This is a genomic window from Streptosporangium sp. NPDC002721 (genome assembly GCF_042888905.1).
Classification (GTDB): Bacteria; Actinomycetota; Actinomycetes; order Streptosporangiales; family Streptosporangiaceae; genus Streptosporangium.
The window spans coordinates 1-16064 of record NZ_JBIAQI010000011.1 but is presented as its reverse complement, the minus strand read 5'-3'; the positions used below and the strand labels follow the sequence as shown (position 1 = coordinate 16064).

Here is a 16064-nt window from a genome sequence, read left to right as displayed (position 1 = left end):
GTAAAGAATGATCTATATACGAACCTCGTGTTTAACAGAGATTCATAGATATTTCCAGACGAACTAGGACTTGTAGGGGTTGAGGTGGCGGAGCAGTCGCGCCATCTGCTCCCCGTACCGCTCCCCGAACTCCTCGGACGCCGGGTCCTGCCCGCAGATCGCGCGGGCCAGCTGGGGGAATATCGCCCCTGCCCCGGCCGCGGCGAAGAGCATCAGGAGCAGGCAGGCGGGGTCCAGGTCGTCGGGGAACTCCCCCTCGGCCTGCCGTCTGCGCAGGTCCTCGACGTCGTTGCGCATCTCCCTCAGCAGCGCGGAGTCCTCCTCGCCGTCGTCCTGCAGCCCGCCCCAGATGAGGATCCTGGTGAGGTCGCGCTCGCGCACGCTCCCGGTGACGTAGCCGCGCACCAGCTCGGGCAGCGACGGCGGCGGTGACGTTTCGGCGAAGGTGCTCTCCCTGCTCTGCCACTCCGCCGTGAGCGCCTTGAGAAGCCCTTCCTTTCCGCCGAAATAGTAAGAGATGAGCTGCTTGTTCACTCCGGCCCTGGCGGCTATCTCGCTGACCCTCGTCCCGGCGAATCCCTTGGCGGAGAACTCGGCCCTGGCCGCCTCGACGATGCGCCTCCTGGTGCGCTCGGGATCGCGCTTGCGCTCCACGGGGGCGCGACGAGGGGTCTTGTCCATGCCTCACGGTAACACCGGCCAACCATCGGGATGAACTTATCAACCACATGGTTGATAAGTTCATCCCGATGGTTGATAGTGATGTCATGACTGATCTGAGAGTCGCCGTCGTCGGGGGCGGGATCGGCGGTCTCTGCCTGGCGCAGGGGCTGCGCGGCGCGGGGGTCGACGTGACGGTGTACGAGCGCGACCGCACCCCCTCCGACCGGCTCCAGGGCTACCGCGTCCACATCGACCCCGACGGCGCCCGGGCCCTGCGCGACTGCCTGCCGCCCGAGCTGTGGGAGGCGTTCCTGGCGACCTCCGGCCGCGACGCCCAGGACTTCCGCTTCCTCAGCCACCGGATGAGGCCGCTGCTGACCCTGGAGAGCCCGCCCGTGACCGACCCGGTGGACGCCCACCACTCGGTCAGCCGGATCACCCTGCGGCAGGTCCTGCTGTCCGGGCTCGAAGGGCCCTCCGGCGCCGTCCGGTTCGGCAAGACCTTCGAGCGCTACAGCCGTGCCCCCGGCGACCCCGGCGGCGCTCTCACCCTGCGCTTCGCCGACGGCACCGCCGAGACCGCCGACATCGTGGTCGGCGCCGACGGCGGCAACTCCCGCGTCAGGCGCCAGTACCTGCCGCACGCGCGCCGCGTCGACACCGGCATCGCCGCGATCGCCGGCAAGTTCCCGCTCACCGCCGCCACGCGGGCCCTGGTCGACCCCGGCCTGTACGAGGCCGTCAACATGGTCATCCCGCCGAGGGGCCTCGGCATGTTCACGGCCCCGCACGACCTCGGAGGCGCCGGAGGCACCGGAAGCACGGTCCTGCCGTCGGGGATCGGCAGGACCGAACGGGAGGGCGCCCTGTTCGACAACACCGCCGGTTACGTCATGTGGGCCTTCGGCGCCGCGACCGGCCGCTTCCCCGGCGGCCTCGCCGCGATGGACGGCGAGCGGCTCAGGGACACCGTGGCCCGGATGACCGAGGGCTGGCACCCCGACCTGCGCACGCTGGTCACCGCCTCCGACCCCGGCACCGTCTCGCTGCTGCCGATCCGCACCTCGGTGCCGATCGGCCCCTGGCCCGCCACGACCGTCACCCTGCTCGGCGACGCGATCCACAGCATGACCCCGATGCGGGGGATCGGCGCCAACGTCGCCCTGCGCGACGCCCGCTCACTCCGCCGCGCCCTCACCGGCGGGGGCGACCCCGTCGCGGCCATCGCCGCCTACGAGGCGGAGATGCGCGAGTACGGCTTCGCGGCCGTGCGCGACTCCCTCAGGGCGGCCCGCCGGTTCGTGGACGAGAACCCGGTGGCCCGGGCCGGCTTCAGGACCTTCCTGCGCACCGCCCGGCACCTCCCGCCCCTGAGGCGCAAGGCTTTTTCCTAGGTCCTCGCACTCAGGACTTCAGCTGGGTGAAGCGGATGTGGTTGCCGAAGGGGTCGCGAAGACCGCAGTCGATCCCGTACGGGCGGTCGGTGGGCTCCTCGGTGAACTCGACGCCCAGGCCCAGCAGCGTCTCGTACGTCTTGCGGCAGTCGTCCGTGCTGAAGATGAGGTGGCCGCCCATCGCGCCCTTGGTCACCAGCTCGCGGACCTGCCGCGCCGTCTCCTCCGACATCATCGGACCCCCCGGCTTCTCCAGCAGGATCTGGCGCTCCGGGTGGCCGGGGACGCTGACGGTCAGCCAGCGCATGACCCCCATGTCGACGTCGGCGTTGACCTCCAGGCCGAGCTTGCCGACGTAGAAGTCGAGGGCCTCGTCCTGGTCGAGGACGTATATCTGCGAGTGCGTGATGGCGTTGAACATGGAAATCACGCTACTGGGCGGCCCCGCGGAAAACTTATCCAAAACCGCTGAGTAGAGGGAGGGAGGGGGCGGTCAGTCGTTCGGCCGCGTCCACGCCATCGTGAAGCACGTCGGCACGCCCACGGCCGCCGCCTCCCTGCGGTACGTCCTCGGCGACCGGCCGACGATGTCGCGGAACGTGCGGCTGAAGGTCCCCAGGCTGCCGAAACCGACCTGGAAGCAGATGTCGGTCACGCTGCTGTTGGTGTCGCGCAGCAGGGACATCGCCCGCTCGACCCGGCGGCGCTGCAGGTAGCGGTGCGGCGTCTCGCCGAACGTCGCCCGGAAGGTGCGCGTGAAGTGCGCCTCCGAAACGTGGGCGATCCTTGCCAGGGCCGGAACGTCCAACGGCTGCGCGTAGGCGCGGTCCATCGCGTCCCGTGCCCGCAGCATGCGGCGGTTGCTCTCCTCCACGGCACGGCTCACGGCGCCATCACACCACGCCTCCCCGCCGCCCGCGAAGGCGCCCCGTCCCGTCGACACGGTCCCCTCCCTCCAGCAGACTCGTCCCCGCGGCCCCAGCGACGATCTTCCACGCCGCACGTGCCACCCGGTGAACGACCAGGAGGGAACTCCCATGGAGACCGTGACACACAGCCCGGCCGAGGGCGTCTACGCCGCCACCGGCGACTACGCGCACGCGATCGAGGTGCGCCATGCCGAACGCCTGTTGTTCGTCGCCGGGACGATGGGACTCGATCCCGCGGGAGTGCCCGGCGCGACCCTCACAGAGCAGATCGAACTCATCTGGTCGAACCTCCGGGTCATCCTCGCCTCCGCGGGGATGACCGTGGACAACATCGTGCGGGTCACCAGCTACCTGAGGGACGCGTCCTACGCCGAGGAGAACGCGAGGGCCCGCGTGGCCGCCCTGGGCGGACGTGTCGTCCCGACCACGGCGATCGTCGCCCAGACGCTCGTCAGCGACTGGCTCGTCGAGATCGAGGTGATAGCCGCGGGCTGAGGTGACGACGGCCGCCCCGGCGCCGGAAGCGGGGTTGTGGCCACGAGAACCCCGGCCGGACCCCCTCCGGAAACGATCCGCCGCGCCGGGGCCGGTCGAGCAGAATGCCGGTGTATGAGGGACAGACCGGCGGGCCTGGCGGAGGCCGAACTGATCGCGGCACTGGCCGAGGGCTGGGGCGTCGAGGCCCGCTCGGCCGAGTACCTCCCGGTGGGCGCGGGCGGCTACCACTGGTCGGTCGCCGACCGGCGCGGTACGGCGTGGTTCGTCAAGGTGAACGATCTCGGCGTCGAGGACGCCGGACGCGATGACGCGTTCGACCGGCTCGGCCGGTCGTTCGGCACCGCCCTGGCGCTGCGCCGGGACGCCGGCCTCGGCTTCGTCCTCGCGCCGGTCCCGGCCGTGACCGGCGCCGTGGTCTGGCGGCTCACCCCGGGATACGCCCTCTCGGTGTTTCCGATGGTGACGGGTAGCGCCGGACGGTTCGGCCCCCACCGGCCGCGGGACCGGGCCGAGGTGATCGACCTGCTGGCCGAGCTGCACCGGGCGACCCCGATCGTCGCGGACACCGCCGCCCGGACCGACCTGGTGCTGCCCGGCCGGGACCGGCTGGAGGAGGCACTGCGAGATCTCGGCCGGAGGTGGACCGGCGGGCCCCACGCCGAGCCGGCCCGCGAGCTGCTCTCCGCCCACGCCGGGCGAATCCGGCGATCGCTCGCCGACTTCGACCATCGGGTCGACCAGGTACGGAACACCGCGGAAGCCTGGGTGGTCACGCACGGCGAACCCCACCCGGGCAACATCATGCGTACCCCGGCCGGACCGCGTCTCATCGACTGGGACACCGTGCGGATCGCCCCGCCGGAACGGGATCTGTGGATGCTCACCCCCGCCCTCGCCACCATGCTCGGCGAGGACCCGGCCGGCGACGTCGACGACGTCCTCACCCGCTACACCAGAGCCACCGGCCGGCCCGTCACTCCGGCCGGCCTCGCTCTCTACCCTCTCTGGTGGCGGCTCGCCGACATCGCCGCCTACACCGACGAACTACGCCGGCCGCACGGCAACGGCGAGGACGCCGCCGCGTCGCTGACCTACCTGACCGGCTATCTCGAATCCGGCCAAGACTGACCCACGCTCCCGCTCTCAGCTTCCTGGCCCCGGCCTGCTCGGCTTGCCCTGGGACGACGGCGACGGAAAGAGTCGCAGCCTTGCCGGCTACGGCCCCTGCTTCTGGAACTTCGATCACCCCTGGAGTCCGGGACCCCCGCCGGAGGCTTCTTGATCTTGTCGCCGCTCGCCTGCGGGGACCCCGTAGAGGTGCTGCCGGACGGTGATGTCGTGTTCGAGGATGTGGTCGACGGTGTGCCGGTAAGCGGAGAGCCAGGGGTGTTGGAGGGCTTCGTCGCGATTGAGCTTGTGGCCGTAGAGGGGTGTGTCGGGTACGACAGAGGCGGCTGGAACGAGAGTGCATGCGGGGTTGGGGCTGTTTGCGACGGGGCCGACACGGCATCCGAAGGTGACGCGGTTGGAGCCGGTGGGAGTTACGGGGTCATCTGGGTCCCACGAATCGTCAAGGACGACATCGATCCATGCCTCGTGAACTCCATCGTGGTGGTGGCAGGAGGCGTAATAGATGGCATGAGCGCCGTCGTCGCTGTTGATGAACCCTGTCACACGTTCGAAGGGGGTCCCGCAGCAGTCGCAGGTTCCTGTGCGAACCGTGCGTTCCGGGTCTGTTTCAAGTCTCACGGGTCGGAGTATGACTGCACAGTCTCGGCTGCGTGGGATGTCGAATGTCGCATGGCGACCGAGACCCGCATGGTGGCAGCGGTGCGGCCCACGTACGGCGGGCGGAACGGGCATGGCGGGTGAGGTGCGGCGCGCGGCCCTGAGTCCCACCGCCGACCGGGGCCGGCCCCAAGGCCGTGCGGCGCGCCGCCACCTCGACCTGGACGGGAGTCGTCCGGATCGTGGAGACGCCGGCCGAACCCGACGGAGGCAGGCTCGTCGAGGGCACTCCCAAATCGCGGGCCGGTCGGCGAGCGGCCTCCGTCCCCCCGGAGATCATTCGATCTCCGGCACGCCGGTAACACCTTGGCATCGGACGGCGGGGCGAGCCTCGAAGAACTGATGACCAGAACGGGACACTCCTCCAACCGGGCCGCTCTCACCTCCCGGCACACGAGCGGGGACCGTGACCAGGCCATCGCTCGGGCGCTGGGGAAGAAATTCAAAAAAGCCCGCGAAAACAGGTCCGGAAACCACCGGGCACGCAGCGGGCACGAAAGTTCCTGAAGTTTTGGCTAAACGTGAAAGGCCAGGTCGCCGCATATGGGCTGACCTGGCCTTTCACCATCTGAGCGGACGACGGGAATCGAACCCGCGTAGCCAGTTTGGAAGACTGGGGCTCTACCATTGAGCTACGTCCGCGCGAGCCGGCGTCAGTCTGGTCTAGACTTCATCCGTTCGTCAGGGCGTAAGCGTACCGGAGTTCCGGAGCGTGCGCGCACTCGACTTACCGGGGTGTGGCGCAGTTTGGTAGCGCACCTGCTTTGGGAGCAGGGGGCCGCAGGTTCAAATCCTGTCACCCCGACGCATGCCGGGCATCGGTTTCGACCGGTGCCCGGTTCTTCGTGTACGGGGGCCGAGCTTTCCGACGCGCGAGACGCGCGGGACACATGGGCAGGCGGGGGCGCGTGAGCCGACACGCGGAATGTATGCGCAGACGTGCCGAACACGCCCGATTCGTCTGTGCAGACCTGATCCCGCTGTGGCGGGACTCTCGTGTGGGGAAGGCGAGAAGGTCAGCGGCGAGGGCTGAAGAAGGCCCAGACGGCCTTGCCGCCGCAGTTGAGGTGATCCCAGCCCCACCGCTGGCTGTAGGTCTCCACGATGTAGAGGCCCCGGCCGTTCTCCGAGATGAAGTCGGGCTCCTTGGGGGTCGGAACCTCGTCGCTCGGGTCCGTCACGGCCAGGAGCACGTGGGGGGAGAGGTGCACCAGGACGAGCGTGATCGGAGTGATCTCCGTCTGTGTGGGCGGACACAGTGCGTAACGGACCGCGTTGGTGACGAGTTCCGAAACCACTAGCGCTGCGTCATCGCTGAGCTCCGCCAGTCCCCAGTCGTGGAGGGTGGAGCGTGTCACGTCCCGGGCGGTCTTCACCGAGTCGGCCTGACTGGGCAGAGGGCACGCGGTGGCACCGGAGTGGTTGGCCCCGAGCAGCTCGTCGAAGCCCATCTGGCGGGTCGCCTGCAGGTAGTCGGCAGCCGATTGTGGCTCCTCCACCATCCTGCCGGTACCTCCCGCTGTCATCGTGAGTCTCCGTACCACTTGAGAGTTTTCAGAGCTTGTGCACCATAAGCCCAATATGCACTAAGCCATCATGGGTCACCGGAACGTCTGCTGCAAGACCCAAATGCACGTGCAGTTGCAGTGTGCAGCCGCATGAGCGGTTAGGACGGCGACTTGGCGAATCGGGCAGGGAGTTGAGACCTTGTCATAGCGGCCGGAAGTAGTGACACTGTGTGCGCTGGCCCAAGTACAGAGGGAGGCGAAGTGACGCAGGTTCAACCGGGATCGGGTCCCACAGCTCTGCGTATCCTCTTAGGCTCCCAACTGCGTCGCCTGCGCGAGGCCAAGGGGCTCTCGCGCGAGGAGGCGGGCCATCTGATCCGTGGGTCCGAATCCAAGATCAGCAGGATGGAGCTGGGCCGGGTCGGCCTGAGGGAACGCGACGTGGCGGACCTGCTCACCTTCTACGGGGTGGAGGACGAGGGAGCCCGGTCGGCGGTCATGGACCTGCTGCTGCGGGCCAACGAGCCCGGCTGGTGGCACCGCTTCAACGACCTGCTGCCCTCGTGGTTCCAGACCTACGTCGGCCTCGAGGAGGCGGCCTCCCGGATCCGCACCTACGAGGTGCAGTTCGTGCCCGGCCTGCTCCAGACGAAGGAGTACGCCAGGGCCGTCATCACCGCGGGAAGCGCCGGAATCGCGCCCGAGGAGATCGCCCGCCGCGTCGACCTGCGGATGCAGCGCCAGCAGGTGCTCGGCCGGCCCGACGGCCCGTTCTTCTGGGCCGTCATCGACGAGGCCGCCCTGCGGCGCCCCATCGGCGGCGCGGACGTCATGCGAGCCCAGCTGGAGCACCTGCTCGACCTCATGCGGCAGCCGAACATCACCATCCAGGTCATGCCCTTCAGCTTCGGCGGCCACAGCGCCGAGGGCGGGGCCTTCAGCGTGCTCCGCTTCAACGACAACGAGCTCCCCGACGTCGTCTACGTCGAGCAGCTGGCCAGTGCCCTCTACCTGGACAAGCGCGAGGACGTCGACCGCTACAGCGAGGTCATGGAACGGTTGTGCGCGGTCAGCACCACGCCCGGGGAGACGAACGACATCCTGCGGCGGATCATCAAGGAGGAGTGAGCGGCCATTGGTCGCTCGATGGTGCCGCTCTGCCCTAGACTGGCCAGCGGCGCTGAACACCCGCCGCTGTGGAGCATGCCCTGATCTCGCGGATCTCGCGTGTCTCGACGGCTGTGCCAGGTGCCGCTCATGTGGGCGCGGCGCGCGAGCTTGCCGCGGTAGCCGTTACGACTTGACGCGCCCGCGATCACTCAAAGCTTGATCAAGGAGACGACCCCGTGAAGACCGCTGTGGAGGAGCTCAGCCCGACCCGGGTGAGGCTTACCGTCGAGGTGCCGTTCGAGGAGCTCGGCGAGAGCCTGCAGGCGGCGTACAAGAAGGTCGCGCAGCAGGTGCGCGTCCCCGGGTTCCGCCCCGGCAAGGTTCCGGCCCGCATCATCGAGCAGCGGTTCGGCCGCGCCGTGGTGCTGGAGGAGACCCTCAACGACGCGGTGCCCAAGCTGTACGGCCGGGCCGTCGACGAGAGCGAGATCTTCCCGGTCAGCCAGCCGGAGATCGAGGTCACCAAGATCGAGGACGGCGAGCAGGTCGAGTTCACCGCCGAGGTGGACGTCCGCCCCGGCTTCGACGTCCCCGACTACCAGGGCATCGAGGTGACCGTCCCGGTCTCCGAGGTCTCCGACAAGGACATCGACGACCAGCTGGACGGTCTGCGCCAGCGCTTCGCCACCCTGACCGGCGTCGAGCGCCCCGCCGCCGCGGGCGACTTCGTCGTCATGGACCTGGCCGCCGCGATCGACGGCGTCAACATCGAGGAGCAGCAGGCCAACGACGTCTCCTACGAGGTCGGCGCCGGCTCGGTGCTGCAGGGGCTGGACGACGCCCTGGTCGGCCTGTCCGCGGGTGAGACCAAGGAGTTCACCACCAACCTGGTCGGCGGCGAGAACGCCGGCGAGGAGGCCGTGGTCACCATCACCGTCAAGAGCGTCAAGGAGAAGGTCCTCCCCGAGCTCGACGACGAGTTCGCCCAGCTCGCCAGCGAGTTCGACACCCTTGACGAGCTCAAGGCGAGCATCAGCGAGACGGCCCGCCGCAACAAGCTGATCGACCAGATCGTCCAGGCCCGTGAGAACGCCCTCGACGCTCTGCTCGACAAGATCGACATTCCGCTGCCCGAGAGCGCGCTCAAGGTCGAGGTCGACAACCGCAAGCACAACCTCGAGCACCAGATCGCCGACAGTGGCCTGAGCAAGGAGGCGTACTTCCGCCTCTACCAGACCACCGAGGAGGAGCGCTTCGCGGAGTTCGACGAGAGCGCCGCCAAGGCCCTCAAGACGGGCTTCGTCCTCGACAAGATCGTCAAGAGCGAGGACCTCGGCGTCAGCGAGCAGGAGCTGACCAACTTCGTGGTGCGCCGCGCCATGCAGATGAACGTCGCGCCCAACACGCTGGCCCAGCACCTGGCCGACAACGACCAGCTCACGCTGGCCATGGTCGAGATCGTCCGCGACAAGGCCAAGAGCGTCGTCGGCGACGCCGCCAAGGTGGTCGACGAGGCCGGCAACGAGGTCGACCTCAAGGCCATCTACACCGAGATCAACGGCGAGGAGGCCTCGGAGACCGACGAGTCCGCCGAGGTCGAGACCGCCAAGTAAGTCCCCGGCCGAGCGGGGGCACCGGGCTCACCCGGTGCCCCCGCGGCCCGACGCCCCCGCCGCGTTCCGCGCCGCGGGGGCGTTTCCGGTTTTCCGGCGACAGGCGTGCCGGCGCCCTCCGGGCGACGAGCGTGCCGCAGGGCCGTGCCTGGAGAGCTCCGGAGTCCCCTCCCGCTTTCCCGTCCCCCGAGCGGCCTCGCGGGCTCCTGGACCCTCTGAGAGCCGCCGGCCCCTCCTTTCGCCGTCACCGGCGCCGTACGGCCCCTCCGCCCCGCCCCTCGCCGGGCGCGACACGCCGTATGGGTTCGGGCCTCGGAGCCTTGTCCGGAGTGCGCGCCGAGGGGTTCCGGACGTGGTGGGAAGGCGGCGGGCAGCATGCGCCGTCAGCGAACAGTGCGTTGAGGAGGCATGTCCGGTAGGTGGCGCGCGTTAAGGTCACAAGCAAAGCCAATCGATTACGACGCATCGGAAGGTGACGCTGTGACCAGCCCGCCGACCTTCTACCAGCCGACCGGCTCCGGGCCCGAGTCGATGAGCCAGCCGAACGGCTCGTTCAGGCTCGAAGACCAGCTCTATCAGCGGCTGCTGCGTGAGCGCATCATCGTGCTGGGCACCCAGGTCAACGACGAGATCGCCAACCGGATCTGCGCCGAGCTGCTCCTGCTCGCCGCGGACGACTCGGAGCGCGATATCTGGCTCTACATCAACTCGCCAGGCGGTTCCGTGACCGCTGGTATGGCGATTTACGACATGATGGAATATGTCCCCAACGATGTGTGCACGGTCGCGATGGGTCTGGCCGCCTCCATGGGCCAGTTCCTCCTCTGCGCCGGCGAGCGGGGCAAGCGATACGCCCTGCCGCACGCCCGCATCATGATGCACCAGCCCTCCGGTGGCATCGGCGGCACCGCCGCCGACATCGCCATCCAGGCGGAGCAGATGCTCTACGTCAAGAAGACCCTTGCCGAGCGCATCGCGTTCCACACCGGTCAGAACATCGAGCAGATCGAGGCCGACTCCGACCGGGACCGCTGGTTCACGGCCGAGGAGGCCAAGAACTACGGCTTCATCGACCAGGTCGTGCGCAGCGCTCGACAGGTGCCCTCCACGGGCGCCGTCTCCTGAAGGGGCACAAGGTGAGTGAGTTGATCCGGCCGGGAGACATCAACGGCCGCTACGTTCTTCCGTCCTTCACCGAGCGCACGTCCTACGGCATGCGGGAGATGAACCCGTACGCCAAGCTCTTCGAGGACCGCATCATCTTCCTCGGCGTGCAGGTGGACGACGCCTCGGCCAACGACGTCATGGCGCAGTTGCTGACCCTGGAGTCGCTCGACCCCGACCGCGACATCAGCATCTACATCAACTCGCCGGGCGGTTCTTTCACCGCCATGACGGCGATCTACGACACGATGCAGTTCGTCCGGCCGGAGATCCAGACGGTCTGCCTGGGCCAGGCGGCCTCGGCGGCGGCGGTCCTGCTGGCCGGCGGCACGCCGGGCAAGCGCTTCGCCCTGCCGAACGCCCGCATGCTGATCCACCAGCCCTCCACCGAGGGCGGCGGCCAGGGAAGCGACATCGAGATCCAGGCGCGCGAGATCCTCAGGATGCGCGCGCAGATGGAGACGATCATCGCTCAGCACTCGGGCAGGGCACCGGAGGCGGTCCGCAAGGACATCGAGCGGGACAAGATCCTTGACGCCGTCGAGGCCAAGGAGTACGGACTGATCGACGACATCATTCCGTCCCGCAAGAAACTCGCGAAGGCCGTAGCCTCCTAACGAGGCATATCGCACCGGAACCGTGCCGAATCAGGCACGTTCCGGTGCGACTCGCCGCTAGGGGGCTCACTGAGGGCTCAGAAGACGGTAACGTCGAAACCTAAGCGGGATGACTTTTCGACCGGGTATCGGGCCGGTCGGAAGAAACGGACCGCGGCAGCCAGAGCGGTCCCACGCAAAGGAGTATCTGGGGTGGCACGCATCGGCGACGGGGGAGACCTGCTGAAGTGCTCTTTCTGTGGAAAGAGCCAGAAGCAAGTCAAGAAGCTCATCGCCGGACCCGGCGTATACATCTGCGACGAGTGCATCGACCTCTGCAACGAGATCATCGAGGAGGAGCTCAGCGAGTCCTCTGAGCTCAAGTGGGACAGCCTTCCCAAGCCGAGGGAGATCTACGAATTCCTCGACGCCTACGTCATCGGTCAGGACCAGGCGAAGAAGGCTCTCTCCGTGGCGGTCTACAACCACTACAAGCGGGTGCAGTCCGGCGAGCGCGGGCGTGACGACGGCATCGAGCTGTCCAAGTCCAACATCCTGCTCCTGGGCCCCACCGGTTCCGGCAAGACACTGCTCGCCCAGACGTTGGCGAAGATGCTGAACGTTCCGTTCGCCATCGCCGACGCCACCGCCCTGACGGAGGCGGGCTACGTGGGCGAGGACGTCGAGAACATACTGCTCAAGCTGATCCAGGCCGCTGACTACGACGTCAAGAAGGCCGAGACCGGCATCATCTACATCGACGAGGTCGACAAGATCGCCCGCAAGAGCGAGAACCCGTCGATCACCAGGGACGTCTCCGGCGAGGGCGTGCAGCAGGCTCTGCTGAAGATCCTGGAGGGCACGACCGCGAGCGTGCCGCCGCAGGGTGGCCGCAAGCACCCGCACCAGGAGTTCATCCAGATCGACACCACCAACGTGCTGTTCATCTGCGGTGGGGCCTTCGCCGGTCTCGAGAAGATCATCGAGTCCAGGGTCGGCCGCAAGGGGATCGGTTTCAACGCGATCATCCGCTCCAAGGAAGACATCGACGGCGCCGACATCTTCGAGAACGTCATGCCCGAGGACCTGCTGAAGTTCGGGATGATCCCCGAGTTCGTCGGTCGGCTCCCGGTCATCACGAGCGTCCACAACCTCGACCGTGAGGCGCTCATCCAGATCCTCACCGAGCCGCGCAACGCCCTCGTCAAGCAGTACCGCCGCCTGTTCGAGCTGGACAACGTCGAGCTCGAGTTCACCGACGACGCGCTGGAGGCCATCGCCGACCAGGCGATCCTGCGCGGCACCGGTGCCCGCGGCCTGCGGGCGATTCTGGAGGAGGTCCTCCTCTCGGTGATGTACGAGGTGCCGTCGCGACAGGACGTGGCGCGCGTGGTCATCACCCGCGAGTCGGTCCTGGAGCACGTCAACCCCACGCTCGTCCCGCGCGACCAGCTCAACAAGCAGCAGCGCCCGCCGCGCGAGAAGTCGGCCTAGAAGCCCGCGCGAACCCCTCCTGGTTCGCACGATCGGCGCCCCCCGCGGGTTCTCCCGCGGGGGGCGCCGCCGTTTCCGGCCGTACGGCTCCCGCCGATGGCATACCGGCGGTCGGCCGAAGCCCCCGTCCGCCCGCCAGAAGAAGGCGCCGGAAGAAGTCACCGGAAGAAAGCGGTCCGTAAGGCGGTCCGTGGGACAGGGGACACGCGGACATCCCTAGACTTGGGCATCGTGACGACGCCAGAGCTGCCTACCCAGTACGCACCCGCCGACGTGGAGACCCGGAGCTACGAGCGCTGGGTATCGGAGGGACACTTCACCGCCGACCCGAGCAGCGAGCGCGAGCCGTACAGCATCGTCCTGCCCCCGCCGAACGTGACCGGTGTCCTGCACATCGGCCACGCCCTCGACCACTCCATCCAGGACGCGCTGACCCGCCGCGCCCGCATGCGCGGCCAGGAGACGCTCTGGCTGCCCGGTATGGACCATGCCGGAATCGCCACCCAGAACGTCGTCGAGCGCGAGCTCGCCAAGGACGGCCAGTCCCGGCACGACCTCGGCCGCGAGGCGTTCGTCGAGCGCGTCTGGCAGTGGAAGGAGGAGTCCGGAGGCCGGATTCTCGGCCAGATGAAGAAGCTCGGCGACGGTGTCGACTGGTCGCGCGAGCGCTTCACCATGGACCCCGGCCTCTCCCGGGCCGTCCAGACGATCTTCAAGAAGCTCTTCGACGACGGGCTCATCTACCGCGCCGAGCGCATCATCAACTGGTGCCCGCGCTGCCTGACCGCACTGTCGGACATCGAGGTCGAGCACAGCGAGGACGAGGGCGAGCTCGTCTCGATCCGCTACGGCGACGGTGACGACTCCATCGTGGTCGCGACCACCCGGGCCGAGACGATGCTCGGCGACACCGCCGTGGCCGTGCACCCCTCCGACGAGCGTTACGCCCACCTGATCGGCCGCGAGGTGGAGCTGCCGCTCACCGGGCGCCGCATCCCGATCGTCGCCGACGAGCACGTCGACCCCGCCTTCGGCACCGGAGCGGTCAAGGTCACCCCGGCGCACGACCCGAACGACTTCGAGATCGGGCGACGCCACTCGCTGCCATCCTTGACGATCATGGATGAGCGGGGAGTGGTCACCGCACACGGCCCGTTCCAGGGCCTCGACCGCTTCGAGGCCAGGCCCGCGGTGGTGGCCGCGCTCCGGGCGGAGGGCCGGATCGTCGCGGAGAAGCGTCCCTACCTTCACTCGGTCGGGCACTGCTCGCGCTGCAAGACCGTGGTCGAGCCGCGGCTCTCGCTCCAGTGGTTCGTCAACGTCTCGCCCCTGGCCAAGGCCGCGGGCGACGCGGTCCGCGACGGCCGGACGAAGATCCACCCGCCGGAGCTGGCCAAGCGCTACTTCGACTGGGTCGACGACATGCACGACTGGTGCATCTCCCGGCAGCTGTGGTGGGGACACCGCATCCCGGTCTGGTACGGCCCGGACGGAGAGGTCGTCTGCGTCGGCCCCGACGAGCAGGCGCCCGAGGGCTACGTCCAGGACCCCGACGTCCTCGACACCTGGTTCTCCTCCGGTCTCTGGCCGTTCTCCACCCTCGGCTGGCCGGACAAGACGCCCGAACTGGCCAAGTTCTATCCGACCTCCGTCCTGGTGACCGGCTACGACATCCTGTTCTTCTGGGTGGCCCGGATGATGATGTTCGGCATCTACGCCATGGACGGGGAACCGCCGTTCAGGACCGTGGCGCTGCACGGCATGGTCCGCGACCAGTACGGCAAGAAGATGTCGAAGTCGTTCGGCAACGTCGTCGACCCGCTCGACTGGATCGAGCGCTTCGGCGCCGACGCCACCCGCTTCACGCTGCTGCGCGGCGCCAACCCCGGCTCCGACGTGGCGATCAGCGAGGAATGGGCCGGAGGTTCACGCAACTTCTGCAACAAGATCTGGAACGCCACCCGCTTCGCGCTGATGAACGGCGCCGTGACGGGCGAGCTCCCGACTGAGGAGCTGACCGCCGCCGACCGCTGGATCCTCTCCAGGCTCCAGGAGATCGTCGCGTCGGTGGACACCGCGTTCGAGAACTTCGAGTTCGCCAAGATCTCGGATCTGCTCTACCACTTCGCCTGGGACGAGGTCTGCGACTGGTACGTGGAGCTCGCCAAGATCCAGATCGCTTCCGGCCAGGAGCACACCCGGCTCGTCCTGGGGCATGTCTTCGACTCGCTGCTCCGCCTGCTCCACCCCCTGGTGCCGTTCGTCACCGAGGAACTGTGGCGTGCGGTCACCGGCCGCGAGTCGATCGTGGTCGCCCCCTGGCCGACGGTCGAGGAGTCACTACGCGACCCCTCGGCGGAGGAGGAGATCCTCGCCGTGCAGGGATTGATCACCGAGGTGCGCAGGTTCCGTTCCGACCAGGGCCTCAAGCCGGGTCAGCGGGTCGCCGCGCGGCTTTCCCTCGCCGGTACGGCACTCGCTTCCCACGAAGGGGCGATCCGGTCGCTGCTCCGGCTCGACCAGCCGCTTGAGTCGTTCGCCGCGACAGCCAGCCTTGACGTGGCCGGGATCGCCGTGGAGATCGACACGGCCGGGACGATCGACGTGGCCGCCGAGCGCAAGCGCCTGGAGAAGGATCTCGCGGTGGCGCGCAAGGAGGCCGCCCAGGTCGCAGCCAAGCTGGGCAACGAACAGTTCATGGCCAAGGCACCCGACGACGTGGTGACCAAGGTGCGCTCCCGGGCGGCACAGGCCGATCAGGACATCGAGCGGTTGCTCGCCCAGCTGGCGTCACTGCCGGCCGGCTGATCGTCCGGTGACCGGAGAATCGGTCTGAGGACCATGAGGGCGGCTCCGGATCGGCAGCCGCCTTGACGAGAACCCAGGGTCTCTTGACCCTGGGTTCTCATGTTTGAGGGCTGGCACCCCAGGGAAGACCTAGTTCTTACCGGGAAGTTGGTCATCACAGCCTTGAGGGACTGCTAGAGTTCTTCATGCAGGGCAACGTCCTGCACTCTCCTCCAAAAAATCCCGGCAAATCGGGCATGTCCATACGATTGGACAACGACCGGATGTCGGAGTAAGTTAGAGGGGTTGCCCTGGAAACGGGGTGGTCGTAATCCTAACGGGTTCGATCGGATCGCGTCGAGGGTCGGGAAAACCGACAGTTTGACACGAAACCGGCACTCCCGATAAGATTATGACACGAAATGGAACGCCCCGGAGTTCGGGCCTGGCTGATCGGCTGGGTTTGGGTGATGGTGTACGCGTCCGTTTCTTGAGAACTCAACAGTGTGTTAAAAGCCAG

Annotated in this window: 14 protein-coding genes and 2 tRNA genes; 10 read left to right on the top strand and 6 right to left on the bottom strand. The window is 68.0% G+C overall.

The annotated features are described in order from the left end of the window. Positions 1-63 precede the first annotated feature (63 nt). The gene (locus ACFYWM_RS16900) at positions 64-681 is read right to left on the bottom strand and encodes a TetR/AcrR family transcriptional regulator (RefSeq protein ID WP_389915257.1); all 618 of its coding nucleotides are present in this window, start codon (positions 679-681) and stop codon (positions 64-66) included. A gap of 86 nt (positions 682-767) precedes the next feature. Here ACFYWM_RS16900 and ACFYWM_RS16895 point away from each other — a divergent pair, with 86 nt between their 5' ends. After that, a complete protein-coding gene (locus tag ACFYWM_RS16895) occupies positions 768-2057 on the top strand; it encodes an FAD-dependent oxidoreductase (RefSeq protein WP_389915254.1) in 1290 nt (429 codons plus the stop codon). Positions 2058-2067: 10 nt separating this feature from the next. Here the strand turns inward: ACFYWM_RS16895 and ACFYWM_RS16890 are convergent, their stop codons facing one another. Both ACFYWM_RS16890 and ACFYWM_RS16885 read right to left on the bottom strand, forming a co-directional pair. Next, entirely contained in the window at positions 2068-2478 is a 411-nt protein-coding gene (locus tag ACFYWM_RS16890) for a VOC family protein (protein WP_389915251.1), read from the bottom strand. A 72-nt stretch (positions 2479-2550) separates the two neighbouring features. After that, on the bottom strand, positions 2551-2910 hold the full coding sequence (locus ACFYWM_RS16885) for a helix-turn-helix domain-containing protein (RefSeq protein ID WP_389916030.1): 360 nt from the start codon (positions 2908-2910) through the stop codon (positions 2551-2553). Between the two features lie 184 nt (positions 2911-3094). Between ACFYWM_RS16885 and ACFYWM_RS16880 the strand changes: the two genes are divergently transcribed. After that, complete coding sequence (locus tag ACFYWM_RS16880; RefSeq protein WP_389915248.1) at positions 3095-3481, top strand: RidA family protein; 387 nt, start codon at positions 3095-3097, stop codon at positions 3479-3481. Between the two features lie 114 nt (positions 3482-3595). Continuing rightward, on the top strand, positions 3596-4612 hold the full coding sequence (locus tag ACFYWM_RS16875; protein WP_389915245.1) for a phosphotransferase: 1017 nt from the start codon (positions 3596-3598) through the stop codon (positions 4610-4612). A 114-nt stretch (positions 4613-4726) separates the two neighbouring features. Here ACFYWM_RS16875 and ACFYWM_RS16870 read toward each other — a convergent pair whose 3' ends face one another. Together ACFYWM_RS16870 and ACFYWM_RS16865 are read right to left on the bottom strand one after the other, a co-directional pair. Then, a complete protein-coding gene (locus tag ACFYWM_RS16870; protein ID WP_389915242.1) occupies positions 4727-5233 on the bottom strand; it encodes a hypothetical protein in 507 nt (168 codons plus the stop codon). A gap of 610 nt (positions 5234-5843) precedes the next feature. Further along, a tRNA-Gly gene (locus ACFYWM_RS16865) sits at positions 5844-5914 on the bottom strand. Between the two features lie 89 nt (positions 5915-6003). Between ACFYWM_RS16865 and ACFYWM_RS16860 the strand changes: the two genes are divergently transcribed. Then, positions 6004-6077 (top strand) — tRNA-Pro (locus tag ACFYWM_RS16860). Between the two features lie 211 nt (positions 6078-6288). Here ACFYWM_RS16860 and ACFYWM_RS16855 read toward each other — a convergent pair. After that, a complete protein-coding gene (locus tag ACFYWM_RS16855) occupies positions 6289-6798 on the bottom strand; it encodes an ATP-binding protein (RefSeq protein ID WP_389915239.1) in 510 nt (169 codons plus the stop codon). 243 nt (positions 6799-7041) lie between these two features. Here ACFYWM_RS16855 and ACFYWM_RS16850 point away from each other — a divergent pair, with 243 nt between their 5' ends. The 6 genes from ACFYWM_RS16850 to ACFYWM_RS16825 all read left to right on the top strand — a co-directional run bounded on the left by ACFYWM_RS16850 (position 7042) and on the right by ACFYWM_RS16825 (position 15565). After that, positions 7042-7908 carry a helix-turn-helix domain-containing protein gene (locus ACFYWM_RS16850; protein WP_389915236.1) on the top strand — a complete coding sequence of 289 codons (867 nt, stop codon included), beginning with the start codon at positions 7042-7044 and terminating at the stop codon, positions 7906-7908. Positions 7909-8126: 218 nt separating this feature from the next. Next, entirely contained in the window at positions 8127-9503 is a 1377-nt protein-coding gene (tig, locus tag ACFYWM_RS16845; protein WP_389915233.1) for a trigger factor, read from the top strand. 480 nt (positions 9504-9983) lie between these two features. Then, on the top strand, positions 9984-10628 hold the full coding sequence (locus tag ACFYWM_RS16840; RefSeq protein ID WP_386161284.1) for a ClpP family protease: 645 nt from the start codon (positions 9984-9986) through the stop codon (positions 10626-10628). A gap of 11 nt (positions 10629-10639) precedes the next feature. Beyond that, entirely contained in the window at positions 10640-11284 is a 645-nt protein-coding gene (locus ACFYWM_RS16835) for an ATP-dependent Clp protease proteolytic subunit (protein ID WP_326642780.1), read from the top strand. Between the two features lie 192 nt (positions 11285-11476). Beyond that, complete coding sequence (clpX, locus tag ACFYWM_RS16830; RefSeq protein WP_329084422.1) at positions 11477-12757, top strand: ATP-dependent Clp protease ATP-binding subunit ClpX; 1281 nt, start codon at positions 11477-11479, stop codon at positions 12755-12757. Between the two features lie 222 nt (positions 12758-12979). Next, positions 12980-15565, top strand: a complete 2586-nt coding sequence (locus ACFYWM_RS16825; RefSeq protein ID WP_389915228.1) for a valine--tRNA ligase — start codon at positions 12980-12982, stop codon at positions 15563-15565. Positions 15566-16064: the final 499 nt, after the last annotated feature.

Bases quoted from the DNA above. Each gene is read 5' to 3' on its own strand.
- ACFYWM_RS16900 (WP_389915257.1), bottom strand. From the start codon at position 681: ATGGACAAGACCCCTCGTCGCGCCCCCGTGGAGCGCAAGCGCGATCCC.
- ACFYWM_RS16895 (WP_389915254.1), top strand. From the start codon at position 768: ATGACTGATCTGAGAGTCGCCGTCGTCGGGGGCGGGATCGGCGGTCTC.
- ACFYWM_RS16890 (WP_389915251.1), bottom strand. From the start codon at position 2,478: ATGTTCAACGCCATCACGCACTCGCAGATATACGTCCTCGACCAGGAC.
- ACFYWM_RS16885 (WP_389916030.1), bottom strand. From the start codon at position 2,910: ATGCTGCGGGCACGGGACGCGATGGACCGCGCCTACGCGCAGCCGTTG.
- ACFYWM_RS16880 (WP_389915248.1), top strand. From the start codon at position 3,095: ATGGAGACCGTGACACACAGCCCGGCCGAGGGCGTCTACGCCGCCACC.
- ACFYWM_RS16875 (WP_389915245.1), top strand. From the start codon at position 3,596: ATGAGGGACAGACCGGCGGGCCTGGCGGAGGCCGAACTGATCGCGGCA.
- ACFYWM_RS16855 (WP_389915239.1), bottom strand. From the start codon at position 6,798: ATGACAGCGGGAGGTACCGGCAGGATGGTGGAGGAGCCACAATCGGCT.